At 65.6% G+C, this 13,883-nt stretch carries 14 protein-coding genes; 4 read left to right on the top strand and 10 right to left on the bottom strand.

Annotated features, from left to right (window positions below):
* Nucleotides 1-9: 9 nt before the first annotated feature.
* The 3 genes from H9638_RS00600 to disA all read left to right on the top strand — a co-directional run bounded on the left by H9638_RS00600 (nucleotide 10) and on the right by disA (nucleotide 3,797).
* The gene (locus H9638_RS00600; RefSeq protein ID WP_191745258.1) at nucleotides 10-1,140 is read left to right on the top strand and encodes an FUSC family protein; all 1,131 of its coding nucleotides are present in this window, start codon (nucleotides 10-12) and stop codon (nucleotides 1,138-1,140) included.
* 64 nt (nucleotides 1,141-1,204) lie between these two features.
* The gene (gene radA, locus H9638_RS00605) at nucleotides 1,205-2,572 is read left to right on the top strand and encodes a DNA repair protein RadA (RefSeq protein ID WP_191745259.1); all 1,368 of its coding nucleotides are present in this window, start codon (nucleotides 1,205-1,207) and stop codon (nucleotides 2,570-2,572) included.
* A gap of 148 nt (nucleotides 2,573-2,720) precedes the next feature.
* Nucleotides 2,721-3,797 carry a DNA integrity scanning diadenylate cyclase DisA gene (gene disA / locus H9638_RS00610; RefSeq protein WP_191745260.1) on the top strand — a complete coding sequence of 359 codons (1,077 nt, stop codon included), beginning with the start codon at nucleotides 2,721-2,723 and terminating at the stop codon, nucleotides 3,795-3,797.
* A 33-nt stretch (nucleotides 3,798-3,830) separates the two neighbouring features.
* Here disA and H9638_RS00615 read toward each other — a convergent pair whose 3' ends face one another.
* Nucleotides 3,831-4,493, bottom strand: a complete 663-nt coding sequence (locus tag H9638_RS00615) for a hypothetical protein (RefSeq protein ID WP_191745261.1) — start codon at nucleotides 4,491-4,493, stop codon at nucleotides 3,831-3,833.
* 86 nt (nucleotides 4,494-4,579) lie between these two features.
* Here H9638_RS00615 and H9638_RS00620 point away from each other — a divergent pair, with 86 nt between their 5' ends.
* Entirely contained in the window at nucleotides 4,580-5,530 is a 951-nt protein-coding gene (locus H9638_RS00620) for an A/G-specific adenine glycosylase (protein ID WP_191745262.1), read from the top strand.
* On the opposite strand, the gene dhaM is transcribed toward H9638_RS00620, so the two are convergent.
* The 9 genes from dhaM to lysS form a co-directional block, all read right to left on the bottom strand.
* On the bottom strand, nucleotides 5,527-6,246 hold the full coding sequence (gene dhaM, locus H9638_RS00625) for a dihydroxyacetone kinase phosphoryl donor subunit DhaM (RefSeq protein ID WP_191745263.1): 720 nt from the start codon (nucleotides 6,244-6,246) through the stop codon (nucleotides 5,527-5,529). The two genes, H9638_RS00620 and dhaM, sit on opposite strands and share 4 nt — an antisense overlap.
* Nucleotides 6,243-6,884 (bottom strand): dihydroxyacetone kinase subunit DhaL, encoded by a 642-nt coding sequence (gene dhaL, locus H9638_RS00630; protein ID WP_191745264.1) that lies wholly within the window; start codon nucleotides 6,882-6,884, stop codon nucleotides 6,243-6,245. Before dhaL ends, dhaM begins: the two co-directional genes overlap by 4 nt.
* A 2-nt stretch (nucleotides 6,885-6,886) precedes the next feature.
* Entirely contained in the window at nucleotides 6,887-7,888 is a 1,002-nt protein-coding gene (dhaK, locus tag H9638_RS00635; RefSeq protein WP_191745265.1) for a dihydroxyacetone kinase subunit DhaK, read from the bottom strand.
* A 233-nt stretch (nucleotides 7,889-8,121) separates the two neighbouring features.
* Entirely contained in the window at nucleotides 8,122-8,298 is a 177-nt protein-coding gene (locus H9638_RS00640) for a CsbD family protein (protein WP_191745266.1), read from the bottom strand.
* A gap of 151 nt (nucleotides 8,299-8,449) precedes the next feature.
* Nucleotides 8,450-8,980, bottom strand: a complete 531-nt coding sequence (locus tag H9638_RS00645) for an amino-acid N-acetyltransferase (protein ID WP_191745267.1) — start codon at nucleotides 8,978-8,980, stop codon at nucleotides 8,450-8,452.
* A gap of 145 nt (nucleotides 8,981-9,125) precedes the next feature.
* Nucleotides 9,126-11,639 (bottom strand): ATP-dependent Clp protease ATP-binding subunit, encoded by a 2,514-nt coding sequence (locus H9638_RS00650; RefSeq protein ID WP_191745268.1) that lies wholly within the window; start codon nucleotides 11,637-11,639, stop codon nucleotides 9,126-9,128.
* 94 nt (nucleotides 11,640-11,733) lie between these two features.
* A complete protein-coding gene (locus H9638_RS00655; protein WP_191745269.1) occupies nucleotides 11,734-12,060 on the bottom strand; it encodes a histone-like nucleoid-structuring protein Lsr2 in 327 nt (108 codons plus the stop codon).
* 107 nt (nucleotides 12,061-12,167) lie between these two features.
* Nucleotides 12,168-12,359: a hypothetical protein gene (locus tag H9638_RS00660; protein ID WP_191745270.1), complete on the bottom strand. Its 192-nt coding sequence runs from the start codon at nucleotides 12,357-12,359 to the stop codon at nucleotides 12,168-12,170.
* Between the two features lie 3 nt (nucleotides 12,360-12,362).
* Entirely contained in the window at nucleotides 12,363-13,817 is a 1,455-nt protein-coding gene (gene lysS / locus H9638_RS00665; RefSeq protein ID WP_191745762.1) for a lysine--tRNA ligase, read from the bottom strand.
* Nucleotides 13,818-13,883 lie beyond the last annotated feature (66 nt).

A 13,883-nucleotide genomic window follows, 5' to 3' on the forward strand; every position in this document is an offset into this window, starting at 1 on the left:
AATGTTGGCATGCCCGCCCGAGACCGCCTTTCCGCCACCCGCGGTTTCCTGCGGGACCGATTCCGGGTCGGCCTCAAACGCAGCGGCGCCTCGGTTCTTCCAGCCCTGCAGATGACCATCTGCGCGGTGGGCGCCTATGCCTTCGCTGAGTACGTCCTGGGCCATGAGGCCCCCTTGTTCGCGGCGACCGCTGCCCTGATTTCGCTTGGTTTCTCCAGGGAACCCCGGATGCGGCGGGTGCTGGAGGTCGGCATCGGCTGCACTCTCGGCATTACGGTCGGCGAACTTCTGCTGCATCTGCTCGGCAATGGCCTCTGGCAGGCCGGCGTCGTACTGTTTGTCTCCCTGCTGCTGGCCCGTTTCCTGGACCGCGGCGTCATCTTCACCACCCAGCTGGGCCTGCAGTCCCTGCTGGTGGTGCTGCTTCCGGCGCCCGACGGCGGGGTGTTCACCCGCAGCGCGGACGCCGTGGTGGGTGGAGTCTTCGCACTGATAGTCACCATGCTGGCCCCGCGCGATCCCCGGCGGGAGCCTAAGTCCAATGTGCGGGAGCTGCTCAGCGAACTCTCCGCCGTGCTGCGCCAGACCGCTGAGGCCCTGGCCCGCAGCGACTCCACCCTGGCCTGGCATGCACTGGTCCGGGCCCGGAACACCCAGCCGCAGCTGGACCTGCTTGCGCGCAGCATCCGGGACGCGCGCGAGGTCGCCCAGATTTCCCCGGCCTACCGGCGCTACCTCGCAGAGCTGGGGGACCTGCGGGGTTCGGTCAGCTACCTTGACCTGGCCATCCGGAACAGCCGGGTGCTGGCCCGGCGCACCACCTCGGTGATCAACCACGCAGCCCTCTCGGATGAGGCGGTGGAGAAGGTCTCGGAGGTCATTAATGACACGGCCGACGCCGTTGATGTGCTGGCCCGCGCGCTGGGCGGCGGCGAGTCCCCAGCCATGCGGGAACGCCATCTGCGCCAGGCCCGGAACGAACTGGCCGCCGTTGGTTCCCGCCTGCACCCGGAGTCCCTGGACGTCACTGACCTGCAGGGCGATGCCCTGGTCATGCTGTTCCGCCCCCTGGTGGTGGACCTGCTGGAAGCCACCGGCCTGACCCACGAGGAAGCAGTGAGCTGCCTCTCCAAGGTCTAGCCGCGCCCGTCCTCCGGCGCCCTCCCGGCCAAGCACCGTCAGTGCCCCGGGATAGCCTGATGGCATGGCCACGAAGACATCCCGGGCGAAGACCGCCAACTACCGCTGCACCGAGTGCGGCTGGACCGCTGCCAAGTGGGTGGGCCGCTGCGGCGAGTGCCAGGCCTGGGGAACAGTGGAGGAAGCCGGGGAAGTGCTGGCCCGCACCACGGCGGCAGCAACGGTTGCCCGCCCTGCCCAGCTGATTGCCGACGTCGATGCCACCACGGCCGCCTACCAGCCGACGGGTGTGGGGGAACTGGACCGCGTCCTCGGCGGGGGACTCGTTCCCGGGGCCGTGATCCTGCTGGCCGGGGAACCCGGCGTCGGAAAGTCCACCCTGCTCCTGGACGTTGCCTCCCGAGTGGCCGGCCTGGGCCGGGACGTCCTGTACGTCACCGGCGAGGAGTCCACCGCCCAGGTCAAGCTGCGCGCGGAGCGGATCGGCGCGCTCTCCGGCAGCCTCTATCTCAGTGCCGAAACCGACCTCGGGCAGGCCCTGGGCCAGGTGGAACAGGTCAAGCCCGCCCTGCTGATCGTTGACTCCGTACAGACCCTCAGCAGCGCCGCCGTTGACGGCAGTGCCGGCGGCGTCAGCCAGGTCCGCGAAGTCGCGGCATCCCTGATCAACGCAGCCAAGACCAGGAACATGACCACGCTGCTGGTCGGGCACGTGACCAAAGACGGTTCCATCGCCGGCCCGCGGCTGCTGGAACACCTGGTGGACGTGGTCTGCCAGTTCGACGGCGACAGGCACTCCCGGCTGCGGCTGCTCCGCGCCGTCAAGAACCGCTACGGCCCCACGGACGAAGTCGGCTGCTTCGACCTCACCGAGGACGGCATTGAAGGACTCGCTGACCCCAGCGGGCTTTTCGTCTCGCGGACCAAGGACCCGGTTTCCGGCACCTGCATCACCGTGACCCTTGAGGGGCGGCGTCCACTGGTTGCCGAAGTGCAGGCGCTGCTCGCCGAAACCGGCAATGCCCAGGCCCGCCGCGCCACCAGCGGTCTGGATTCAGCCCGGGTGGCGATGCTGCTCGCGGTGCTGCAGCAGCGGGCATCAATGAACCTGGCCAAGGATGACAGCTACGTGGCGACAGTAGGTGGCGTGAAGCTCACCGAACCGGCCACCGACCTGGCCGTCGCGCTGGCCGTTGCCTCCGCCAAAATGAACAAACCGCTGCCCGCCCGGCTCATCGCCTTCGGTGAGGTGGGGCTGGCCGGAGAGGTACGCCCCATCCCCGGGATTGCCCGCCGCGTGCAGGAAGCCGAACGCCTGGGGTTCAGCCATGCCATCGTTCCGGCGTCCCCCAACGGGCCGGGCCAGGTGCCCGCCGGATTCAAGGTGAGAGAGGTTTCCACGCTCTCCGAGGCCCTGGAACTGCTCTTCTAAATCCTTTCCGGCCCAGCCTGATGGTTCATTTGTCATTGTCCGGTGACGGAAGTGGCAAATGTGACCGATTCGCGCATTACTATGGTGAAGTGTCTGCGCACCCACGCCCAGAACGTCCGTGGGCCGGACTGGCCGGAAGGAAGTGACAATGGCTCGCACCCCCGAGGATGCGCTGAAGGCCACGCTGGCCAGGGTCGCCCCCGGAACCGCCCTGCGCGACGGGCTCGAGAGGATCCTGCGCGGCCGCACCGGCGCCCTGATCGTCTTGGGCTTCGACCGCACAGTGGATTCCATCTGCTCCGGCGGGTTCGACATTGGCATCGAATTTTCCTCCACCCGGCTGCGTGAACTCGCCAAAATGGACGGTGCCATCGTCTGCGACAAGGACGGCGCCAACATCCTCCGTGCCGCCGTCCAGCTGGTGCCGGATCACACCATTGAGACACACGAGTCCGGAACCCGGCACCGCACCGCGGAGCGCGTAGCCATCCAGACGGGCTTCCCCGTCATTTCCGTCAGCCAGTCCATGCAGATCATTCAGCTCTACGTCGGCGGGCTCCGCCACGTCCTGGAAGGATCCGAGCCCGTGGCAGGCCGTGCCAACCAGGCACTGGCCACGCTGGAGCGCTACCGGGCCCGGCTGGACCAGGTCACCAACTCCCTGTCCGCCTTGGAGATCGAAGCAATGGTCACCATGCGTGACGTCGCCGTCACGCTCCAGCGCCAGGAAATGGTGCGCCGCATCTCCGAGGAAATCTCCCAGTACGTCCTGGAGCTCGGCGTCGACGGCCGCCTGCTGTCCCTGCAGCTGGAGGAACTTACCACCGGCCTGGGCCCGGGCAGTGAAATGATCATCCGGGACTACGCGGACGCCAGCAGCAGCCTGGATGACATTGAAGAACGGATGGCGACCCTGCAGAACCTCAGCTCCTCCGACATGGTGGACCTGGGCAAGATCGCCACCGTGGTCGGTTTCCAGCCCGGCCAGGAGTCACTGGAAGCGGTGGTGCAGCCGCGCGGCTACCGTCTGCTGAGCAACATCAAGAGCGTCCCCCCGGCGGTGTCGAACCGGCTGGTGGACCATTTTGGCGGCCTGCAGAACCTGATGGCAGCGAACATCGAAGACCTGATGCAGGTGGACGGAATCGGCGAGCAGCGTGCCCGCACGGTCCGCGAGGGCTTGTCCCGGATTGCCGAAACGAGCCTGCTCGACCGCTTTATGTAGCTGGTTTACACAGCTGGGCGCCCGTGCAGCGGGTCAGTCCAGCTGAAAAACGGCCTTCTCGCTGGTGACCTCGCCCAGGCGGGCAGTGAAGACGTACCAGCCCGGATTCGGGTTGCTGGCAACGGCCCCGCACCCCGGCGCTGAACGCAGCCGCTCCCAGGTGAAGTTGGCCTTCTCGGTGGCGCCGGCAGCAAATTCCTTCATCAGGTCGGCTCCGCCGTCCTGGCAGTCCGCGGAGGAGAAGATCCGGTCTGAGCCGCTGGTGACGATGAATTCCATCTGGTTGGTGCCGACATTGATTTCACACGGTGCCGTGCCGGTATTGGTCACCGAGAGGGTCAGCAGCGGATTACTCCCGGCCGGATAGGCGGGCGCATCGGTGGATGCTGCCACCTTCACCGACGCAGCCGGGCACTTGGTATCGGGCTCCTCGGACTTGCCGGATGCAGCCGGGTCCGATGCGCCGGCACTGCCCGGCGCACTGCTCTGCGGGCTGGGCGGCGAGGAGGAATCCGGCGCGGTGAGGAACGCCTCCGAGGCCGAGGCGTCGTTGTCACTGCTCAGGGCCCCCGCCAGGGCGGAACCTCCCCAGATCAGGACGCCGAGCATAAGGACAACCGCAAGCAGCAGGACCAGCCGGCGCCGGCGGTACACCGCTTTGCTGGGCTGGGTTCTGCTGGATCCTTTTGCCGCCATGGTTTAAGGCTAGGGAGGCAGGCCGGGATTACGGCGGACCCCACGCCGGTCAGTAGAGTATTGCTGGTCAACACGGAGGGACGCGCATGGAACCGGAGCAGGCAGAGCATCTTTCGCAGCTGCACAGCCGGATCACTTCCTGGTTCACCCGGAACGCCCGCCCGCTGCCGTGGCGCGAACCGGACTGCAGTCCGTGGGGCGTCCTGGTCAGCGAGGTCATGCTGCAGCAGACTCCGGTTGTCCGGGTCCTGCCGGTCTGGCAGGAATGGATGCAGCGGTGGCCGGAGCCCGCTGCCCTGGCGGCAGAACCCAGCGGCGAGGCCGTCCGCGCCTGGGGCCGGCTGGGTTATCCCCGGCGGGCGCTGCGCCTGCATGCGGCAGCCACAGTCATAGTCACTGAGCACGGCGGCCTGGTTCCGGATACCCATGCGGCTCTGCTCGCCCTGCCCGGGGTTGGGGACTACACCGCGGCGGCCGTCGCGGCCTTCGCCCTCGGGCAGCGCGAAACGGTGGTGGATACGAACATCCGCCGGGTCCACGCCCGGCTGGTGACCGGCAACGCACTTCCTTCGCAGTCCCTGACGGCGGCGGAGATGCGCCTGGCGGTCTCGCTGCTGCCTGACGACGACGCCGGATCGGTCGCCTGGAATGCCTCGGTGATGGAACTCGGCGCACTCGTCTGCACTGCCCGGAACCCCCGCTGTGAGGACTGCCCGGTGCTGGCGGACTGCGCCTGGGTGCGCGCCGGCCGGCCGGAACCGCACTACGTGCCCAAGGGCCAGGCCTGGCACGGAACCGACCGCCAGGTGCGCGGGGCCATGATGGCGGTGCTCCGGGAAGCTGAGGGGCCGGTGCTGCGCGAACTGCTGCTTGCCGGGCCGGTGGACCTGGCCGCCGGTCAGGAAACGGTGACGACTCCGCTGGCCGCGCTGCACGCCCTGTCAGCGCCGCAGGAGCAGCTCGAACGGGCGCTGAACGGTCTGGTGCGTGACGGCCTGGCCGAGCTTTCCGGGGACGGCCTGCGGCTGCCTGCTTAGATTTCCCCGAATCCGTTCCGGACTTCCAGACCCAGCATCTCCACCGCGCGCTCCGCATCCGGTCCGTGCGCCGAAACAGTGAGGGTGTCCCCCGCCTTCAGCCCCAGGGTCATCAGCATCATCACCGACTTGCCGTCGACGCCGTTGATCGTAATGTCCGCGTCCAGGTCCGCCATGGCCTGAGCCACTACCGCAGCCGGCCTGGCGTGCAGTCCCATGGGGTTGATCAGCTCCCACGACGCCTCCAGCACTCCGGTGTCGTCCTGGTCAATGTCATCGAGTTCGGGCGCGGCATCCGCCGGGGCTGCACCGCTTTCCGCTGCCGCTCCGGCCATCGATGCGGCTGCCGCCTCCGCGTCACGGACCACGGCGGCCAGGTCCTGTCCGGTCTGGGCAGCCACGGCTGCGGCAACAGCACCTTCGACCAGGGGCGCGTCAGCGAGCCGGATCTTTTCGCGCTGATCCTCTTCGAGGAACTCCAGCGCCATCTCCGCGGTCATCACAGCCGAGCCGAGATCGGCAAGCAGCACTACGCCGGCTCCGCCGTCCGCCCGGGCGATGCCCGCCTGGATTTTTTCCAGGCTGGTTCCGATTCCGCCGTCGTCGGTGCCGCCCGCGGCGATGAGGGCAACATCGGGGGCCATCTGACCGGCAAGTTCACACAGGCCCTCGGCGAGCTTGTCACTGTGCGAAACGATGACGAGCCCGACCCTCATGCCTTCTCCCCGGCGGCGGAGGCCGCCGCCTGCAGGATGAGGGTTGTTGACGCTGCGCCGGGATCGAGGTGGCCCGCGCTGCGCTCCCCGAGATAGCTGGCCCGGCCCTTCCGCGCGATGAGCGGCTCCGTACCGGCCAGGCCCGCCTCGGCAGCGTTCGCGGCTGCCGAGAGGGTTTCGGCTCCACTGGCTTCAGCGGAGGCAGCCGTCTGCGCTGCTTCGACCGCGGGGGTAAAGGCATCCACCATGGTCTTGTCCCCCGGTTCAGCCTTCCCCCGGCTGACAATCCCGTCGCGGGCGGCTGTCAGGAAGGCGACAACGTCCTCAGCGCCCAGCCCCTCCTTGCCGGCGACGGCGGTGGAACCGCGCAGGAACGCCGTGCCGTACAGCGGCCCGGCGGCACCGCCCACCTTGGACATCAGTGTCATTGCCGCGAGCTTGAAGACCTCCGAGGGGGTGGCCGGGACGCCGTCTGCGTCGAGTTTCTCCACAATTGCACTGAAGCCGCGGTCCATGTTCTCACCGTGGTCGGCATCTCCGATGGCCCGGTCCAGGTCAATGAGGCGCTGACGGTTTTCGGCCATGGCCGCAGCCGCGTCCCGCATCCAGGCTGCGGCCCACTGGGCGTTGAGGTCCATTCCTACACTCCCCACCGCAGGGCCGCGGTATGCACCGGCGAGTCCCACAAATCGATCATGTCCTCATCAAGTTTCAGCACGGTCACTGATGCTCCCTGCATTTCCAGGGCGGTGATGTAGTTGCCCACCAGGGAACGTTCCACGTGGATCCCGCGGTCCGCCAGGACTTTGGCGGCGCGGCGGTAGACGATGTACAGCTCGCTCAGGGGCGTACCGCCCATCCCGTTCACGAACAGCAGCACCCGGTCCCCGGAGGCAGCCTGAAGATCGCCAAGGACCGGTTCCAACAGCTGGTCGGTGATCGTGTCAGCATCCGCCATCGGCATCCGCCGCCGCCCGGGCTCGCCGTGGATTCCAACGCCCAGTTCGATTTCATTCTCCGCAAGGTCGAAGCTCGGTTCCCCGGCATGGGGAACGGTGCAGGCGCTCAGGGCTACTCCCATGGAGCGCACGTTCGCGTTGACGCGCTCCGCGACCGCGGCGACCGAGTCAAGGGAATCACCGCGTTCGGCTGCGGCTCCGGCGATCCGCTCCAGCAGCACGGTGCCGCCGACCCCGCGCCGGCCGGCTGTGTACAGGGAGTCCTCCACCGCGACGTCGTCGTTCACCACCACGGTCCGGACCTGGATATCTTCGGCCTGGGCCAGTTCCGCCGCTGTTTCGAAGTTGAGGATGTCGCCCGTGTAGTTCTTCACGATCAGCAGCACCCCGGCGCCGGAATCCGAACCGGTGACAGCGGGCAGGATCTGGTCCGGCGTGGGCGAGGTGAAGACGGCGCCCGGAACGGCGGCGTCGAGCATGCCTCTGCCCACGTAGCCGGCGTGGAGCGGTTCGTGGCCGCTGCCGCCACCCGAGACCAGGGCGACCTTGCCCTGCACCGGGGCATCACGGCGCAGGACGTAGGCCGGATCGGTGTGAACCGTGACGAGGTCGTGGTGGGCCTGCCCAAAGCCTTCCAGGGATTCGGCTACCACCGCGCGGGGATCATTGATGAGTTTCTTCATGGCCTGACGCTCCTCTTACCCACAAGGACGGGATTAAGCCGGACAGGCGCCGTCGCCGGTCCGTTCGCTGATTCTGGCAACCCTACCCCTCGACAGCAGCGCTGCACAGGCTGCAAATGCGCCCGGACACACAGAAGGAAGGGCATCCGCCCTTCCTTCTGTGTTTCCCGGTCAACAGCGACAACAGCGACCGGGAGTCTGCACGGATTTTCCGTGCCAGGGACTAGTCGAAACTATTTACCCTTGAAAGCGTCTTTGACGTGTTCGCCGGCCTGCTTCACGTTGGCCTTGGCCTGGTCTCCCTGGCCTTCAGCTTCCATGCGCTCGTTTCCGGTGACCTTTCCCAGGCCTTCCTTCACCTTGCCGCCTACTTCTTCGCCCTTATTCTGCATCTTGTCATCTGCGCCCATATTAGGTACCCGCTTTCTGATCGTCCGGCGCGCTTCCCGCAGCAGGCATCTTTTCGATTTCCGCTGCGGCCAGCTGTCGGCATTAGTGGATGCTAAGTACCCTTACTCTATCCGATTCGCTACTCGATAGCCAGCAATATCCCGCCGTTCACTACCCGCGAACAGTTCGAATCATGCGGGTATTGCCAAGCGTATTTGGCTTCACCCGCGCGAGGTCCAGGAATTCAGCCACTCCTTCATCCTGGGAACGCAGGAGTTCGGAATAAACCTCCGGATCGACTGCGGCCTGGTTTTCCATCACCTCAAAACCGTGCCGTCGAAAGAAATCAACCTCGAAGGTCAGGCAGAAAACCCGGGAGACACCAATTTCCACCGCGTCGGCCAGCAGCTGATCCAACAGCAGGTGACCGACGCCGCGGCCCCTCCAGTCCCGGTGCGTCGCCAGCGTGCGGACCTCGGCCAGGTCCTCCCACATAACATGCAGCGCACCGCAGCCGATCACGTTGCCCTCGGCGTCCTGGGCGATGCGGAACTCCTGGAGGCCCTCGTAGTAAGCCACGGCCTCCTTGGCGATCAGGACCCGCTCATCGGCAAGCGGGGCCACCAGTTCACGGATGTACTGCACATCTGAGGTGCGGGCCCGGCGGACGGTGACCGGGGCTGTCTGTGCGGTAAGCGTCATTGGTTCAGTCTAGGACTTCCCCGGGCGCCGGCAGCGAACCGGGCCTCCGGCCCGGGGGTGAACGCAGAGGGAGCCCCCGGTTTTCCGGGAGCTCCCTCTGACTGGGACTGCTGTGTATTTCTGGTGCTACTGGTGATTCCTGGTGCTACTTGGCGTCGCCTACGCCGGCTTCGATGGCCGACGGGGCTTCTTCGATGGCGCGGGGGGCACCGTGGCCCACGAACGTGAACTTCGCGTCGTCACCTTCGCCCTCAACGTCAACCGAAACCATTTCGCCGGGCTTCAGGTCCCCGAAGAGGATCTTCTCGGACAGCTGGTCCTCGATCTCGCGCTGCATGGTGCGGCGCAGCGGGCGGGCACCCATGGCGGGATCATAGCCGCGGGTGGCCAGCAGGACCTTGGCAGCGGGGCTGAGCTCGATGCTCATGCCCTTCTCCGCAAGGCGCTTGCCCAGGCGATCGGCGAACAGGTCGACGATCTGGACAATCTCGTCCTGGGTGAGCTGCGGGAACACCACGGTGTCATCCACACGGTTCAGGAACTCGGGGCGGAAGTGCTGGCGCAGCTCTTCCGTGACCCGGGCACGCATCCGGTCGTAGCCGGTCTTCGTGTCGGTTCCGGACTGGAAGCCGGTCATAACGCCCTTGGAGATGTCCTTGGTGCCAAGGTTGGTCGTCATGATGATGATGGTGTTCTTGAAGTCCACCACCCGGCCCTGGGAGTCGGTCAGGCGGCCGTCTTCGAGGATCTGCAGCAGCGAGTTGAACAGGTCCGCGTGGGCCTTCTCAACCTCGTCGAACAGAACCACGGAGAACGGACGGCGGCGGACCTTCTCGGTCAGCTGCCCGCCCTCTTCGTAGCCGACGTATCCGGGAGGGGCACCGAACAGGCGCGACACCGTGTGCTTCTCCGAGTACTCGGACATGTCCAGGGTGATCAGTGCGTCTTCGTCGCCGAAGAGGAACTCTGCCAGTGCCTTGGCGAGCTCGGTCTTGCCGACGCCGGTGGGGCCGGCAAAGATGAACGAACCGCCCGGGCGCTTCGGGTCCTTCAGGCCGGCACGCGTACGGCGCATGGCCTGCGAAATCGACTTGATGGCTTCGTCCTGGCCGATGACCCGCTTGTGCAGCTCATCTTCCATCTTGAGCAGCCGCGTGGATTCTTCTTCGTTCAGTTTCACCACGGGGATGCCGGTGGAGTTCGCCAGTACTTCTGCGATCAGCTCCTCGTCCACCTCTGCGATGTCATCCAGGCCACCGGACTTCCACTGGCGTTCCTTCTCTGCGCGCTGGTCCTGGAGCTTCTGCTCCTTGTCCCGCAGGGAAGCGGCGCCTTCGAAGTCCTGCGCGTCGATCGCGGATTCCTTCTCCATCTTCAGGGCGGAGATGCGCTCGTCGATTTCCTTCAGCTCCGGCGGAGCGGTCATGCGGCGGATGCGCAGCCGGGCACCGGCTTCATCGATCAGGTCGATGGCCTTGTCCGGCAGGAAGCGGTCGCTGATGTAGCGCTCCGCAAGCGTTGCTGCCGAAGCCAGCGCTGCGTCCGTGATGGAGACGCGGTGGTGGGCTTCGTAGCGGTCCCGCAGGCCCTTGAGGATTTCGATCGCATGGGCAACCGATGGTTCGTTGACCTGGATCGGCTGGAAGCGGCGCTCAAGCGCTGCATCCTTCTCAATGTGCTTGCGGTATTCATCCAGCGTGGTGGCACCGATGGTCTGCAGTTCACCGCGGGCCAGCATCGGCTTCAGGATCGAGGCCGCGTCGATGGCGCCTTCGGCGGCACCGGCACCCACGAGGGTGTGGATCTCGTCGATGAAGAGGATGATGTCGCCGCGCGTGCGGATTTCCTTGAGGACCTTCTTCAGGCGTTCCTCGAAGTCACCGCGGTAGCGGGAGCCGGCCACCAGCGAGCCGAGGTCCAGCGTGTAGAGCTGCTTGTCCTTGATGGTTTCCGGCACGTCGCCGCGGACGATCGCCTGGGCGAGTCCTTCGACGACGGCGGTCTTGCCCACGCCGGGCTCACCGATCAGGACCGGGTTGTTCTTGGTGCGCCGTGAGAGCACCTGCATAACCCGTTCCATCTCATGCTCGCGCCCGATGACCGGGTCAAGCTTGCCTTCGCGGGCAGCCTGGGTCAGGTTGCGGCCGAACTGGTCAAGCACCACCGAACCCGCCGGCTGGCCTTCCTGCTGCTGGCCGCCGGCTGAGACGGGCTCCTTGCCCTGGTAGCCGGAGAGCAGCTGGATGACCTGCTGGCGGACCCGGTTGAGGTCAGCGCCCAGCTTGACGAGGACCTGCGCTGCAACGCCTTCGCCCTCGCGGATGAGGCCCAGCAGGATGTGCTCGGTGCCGATGTAGTTGTGGCCCAGCTGCAGGGCTTCCCGCAGCGAGAGTTCCAGGACCTTCTTGGCGCGCGGGGTGAAGGGGATATGTCCGGACGGGGCCTGCTGGCCCTGGCCGATGATCTCCTGCACCTGCTCGCGGACGGCACCCAGGGAAATGCTCAGGGACTCGAGGGCCTTGGCGGCAACACCCTCGCCCTCATGAATGAGCCCAAGCAGGATGTGCTCGGTGCCGATGTAGTTGTGGTTGAGCATGCGTGCCTCTTCTTGGGCAAGCACGACAACGCGACGGGCACGGTCGGTAAATCTTTCAAACATGAGGCACACTCCTAGCTAACGCGTAATTCGATGCTACGGCTCCACACCCCGCTTAAGGGGCGTGTTCGCCATGGGCGTGACCTCACGCGGGCTGTTAGCCCTGGGCTGCGCGGTAAGCCTCGATAATTTCGCTGTTGACACGGCCACGCTCGGAAACGGTGTAGCCGTTGTTTCGTGCCCATTCCCGAATCTGTGCTGCCTCATTGCTGCGCGCGGCGCCGGTGCCGCGGGGGCGCCCGGTGCGTCCGCCGGTTTTGCGGCCGGCATCCACGTAGGCCTTCAAAGCTGCGCGGAGGTTCTTCGCATTGTCAGTTGAGAGGTCAATCTCGTATTGTGACCCATCGAGTCCGAAACGGACTGTTTCATCCGCGCTTCCACCGTCGAGATCGTCGACCAGAATGATTTTTACCTTTTGCGCCATGTCAGGCTCCTATGCAGTCAAAGCAGCGGAATGTTTGATAATTCGAGACTACTTCGAGTATGACGCAATTGGTTATGCCGCGTCAAAGCAGAGGAGGCATTTTCAAACTATTCTTTATTGGCCGGTCCGGAGTCATCGTTTACTGTCCCCGGATCATCGTTAGTCTTCTGGTCGGCCTCGAGTTCAGCTTCAGCAAGCGCTTTTCGCTCGGAACGATCAGCGTTCAACAGCGCCTTCATTGCGAAAAAGAAGAGAGCTGCGACACAAATGGAAGGCAGCAGAACTTCCACATATTCCATGATCTAACCCATTTCCGGCTTTAGGAGGGGGAACAGAATTGTTTCCCTGATTCCAACGTTCGTGAAAAGCATGACCAGTCGGTCGATGCCCAGGCCGATGCCGCCCATTGGCGGCGCACCGTACTCCAGGGCACGCAGGAAGTCCTCATCGAGCGACATGGCTTCCTCGTCTCCCGCAGCACCGCGGCGTGACTGTTCGGTCAGCCGTTCGCGCTGAATCACCGGGTCGATCAGCTCGGAGAACGCGGTGCCCCGCTCCATTCCGCCGATAATCAGGTCCCAGGCCTCGATCAGGCGGGGATCGTTGCGGTTCGGGCGGGCCAGGGGCTGGGCCGAGGGCGGGTAGTCGTAGACGAAGGTGGGCTGCAGCAGGGTCGGCTCGACGATTTCCCCGAACAGTTCGACAACGAGCTTCTCGGCGTCCCACTTCGGGTCCACCTTCACGCCCTTTTCGGCGGCAATCCGGCGCAGGGTTTCAGCGTCCGTTTCCGGCGTGATCTCGGTTCCAACGGCTTCGGACAGGCCCGGGTAGACCGCCAGCCAGCGCCATTCCCCGTCGAGGTCAATGGTTCCGGCTTCGGTTTCGATCTGCCGGGTGCCCACGGCGTCGGCCGCGTTGAGGATGATCTCCTTGATCCTCTCGGCCATAACAAACTGGTCGGCGTAGGCCTCGTAGCACTCCAGAGTGGTGAACTCGGGGCTGTGCGTGGAGTCCACACCTTCATTGCGGAAGATGCGGCCAAGTTCGTAGACCCGCTCAATCCCGCCGACGACCGCGCGCTTGAGGAACAGCTCGGTGGCGATGCGCAGGGTCATCGGCTGGTCGAAGGCGTTCAGGTGGGTCTCGAACGGCCGGGCGGCGGCGCCGCCGTGGATCAGCTGCAGCATCGGGGTTTCGACTTCGACGTAGCCGTGATCGTGCAGGGTGTCGCGGACTGCGCGGATGATCGATGCCCGCTTGTAGACCATCTCCCGTGCTTCGTCACGGACCATCAGGTCCACGTACCGCTGGCGGACCCGGGTTTCCTCATTCAGGCCGGCGTGCAGGACGGGCAGCGGACGCAGGGCCTTGGACGCCATGGACCAGGATTCGGCCATAACGGAGAGTTCTCCGCGGCGGGAGGAGATCACTTCGCCGCGGATAAAGACGTGGTCCCCCAGGTCAACCAGCGCCTTCCAGTCAGCGAGGGCTTCCTCACCAACCGAGGCCAGGGACAGCATGGCCTGCAGGCGGGTACCGTTCCCCTCCTGCAGGGTGGCGAAGCACAGCTTGCCCGTATTGCGGATGAAGATCACCCGGCCGCTGACGCCCACTGTCTCGCCCGAGGCCTCATCGGCCTGCAGGTGTCCGTATTTTTCCCGGACCTCCCGCAGGGAGTGCGTGCGCTCCACGCCTACGGGGTAGGCTTCCTCGCCGCGTTCAAGCAGCTTGGCGCGCTTTTCTGCGCGGATGCGCATCTGCTCGGAGGAATCGGCTGCTTCGGGAACGGGGCTAGAGGTGGTCACGGTTCTTAAGTCTACCCA

The organism is Arthrobacter pullicola (assembly GCF_014836875.1).
Taxonomy (GTDB): domain Bacteria; phylum Actinomycetota; class Actinomycetes; order Actinomycetales; family Micrococcaceae; genus Arthrobacter_B; species Arthrobacter_B pullicola.

Bases quoted from the DNA above. Each gene is read 5' to 3' on its own strand.
- H9638_RS00600 (WP_191745258.1), top strand. From the start codon at position 10: ATGCCCGCCCGAGACCGCCTTTCCGCCACCCGCGGTTTCCTGCGGGAC.
- radA (WP_191745259.1), top strand. From the start codon at position 1,205: ATGGCCACGAAGACATCCCGGGCGAAGACCGCCAACTACCGCTGCACC.
- disA (WP_191745260.1), top strand. From the start codon at position 2,721: ATGGCTCGCACCCCCGAGGATGCGCTGAAGGCCACGCTGGCCAGGGTC.
- H9638_RS00615 (WP_191745261.1), bottom strand. From the start codon at position 4,493: ATGGCGGCAAAAGGATCCAGCAGAACCCAGCCCAGCAAAGCGGTGTAC.
- H9638_RS00620 (WP_191745262.1), top strand. From the start codon at position 4,580: ATGGAACCGGAGCAGGCAGAGCATCTTTCGCAGCTGCACAGCCGGATC.
- dhaM (WP_191745263.1), bottom strand. From the start codon at position 6,246: ATGAGGGTCGGGCTCGTCATCGTTTCGCACAGTGACAAGCTCGCCGAG.
- dhaL (WP_191745264.1), bottom strand. From the start codon at position 6,884: ATGGACCTCAACGCCCAGTGGGCCGCAGCCTGGATGCGGGACGCGGCT.
- dhaK (WP_191745265.1), bottom strand. From the start codon at position 7,888: ATGAAGAAACTCATCAATGATCCCCGCGCGGTGGTAGCCGAATCCCTG.
- H9638_RS00640 (WP_191745266.1), bottom strand. From the start codon at position 8,298: ATGGGCGCAGATGACAAGATGCAGAATAAGGGCGAAGAAGTAGGCGGC.
- H9638_RS00645 (WP_191745267.1), bottom strand. From the start codon at position 8,980: ATGACGCTTACCGCACAGACAGCCCCGGTCACCGTCCGCCGGGCCCGC.
- H9638_RS00650 (WP_191745268.1), bottom strand. From the start codon at position 11,639: ATGTTTGAAAGATTTACCGACCGTGCCCGTCGCGTTGTCGTGCTTGCC.
- H9638_RS00655 (WP_191745269.1), bottom strand. From the start codon at position 12,060: ATGGCGCAAAAGGTAAAAATCATTCTGGTCGACGATCTCGACGGTGGA.
- H9638_RS00660 (WP_191745270.1), bottom strand. From the start codon at position 12,359: ATGGAATATGTGGAAGTTCTGCTGCCTTCCATTTGTGTCGCAGCTCTC.
- lysS (WP_191745762.1), bottom strand. From the start codon at position 13,817: ATGCGCATCCGCGCAGAAAAGCGCGCCAAGCTGCTTGAACGCGGCGAG.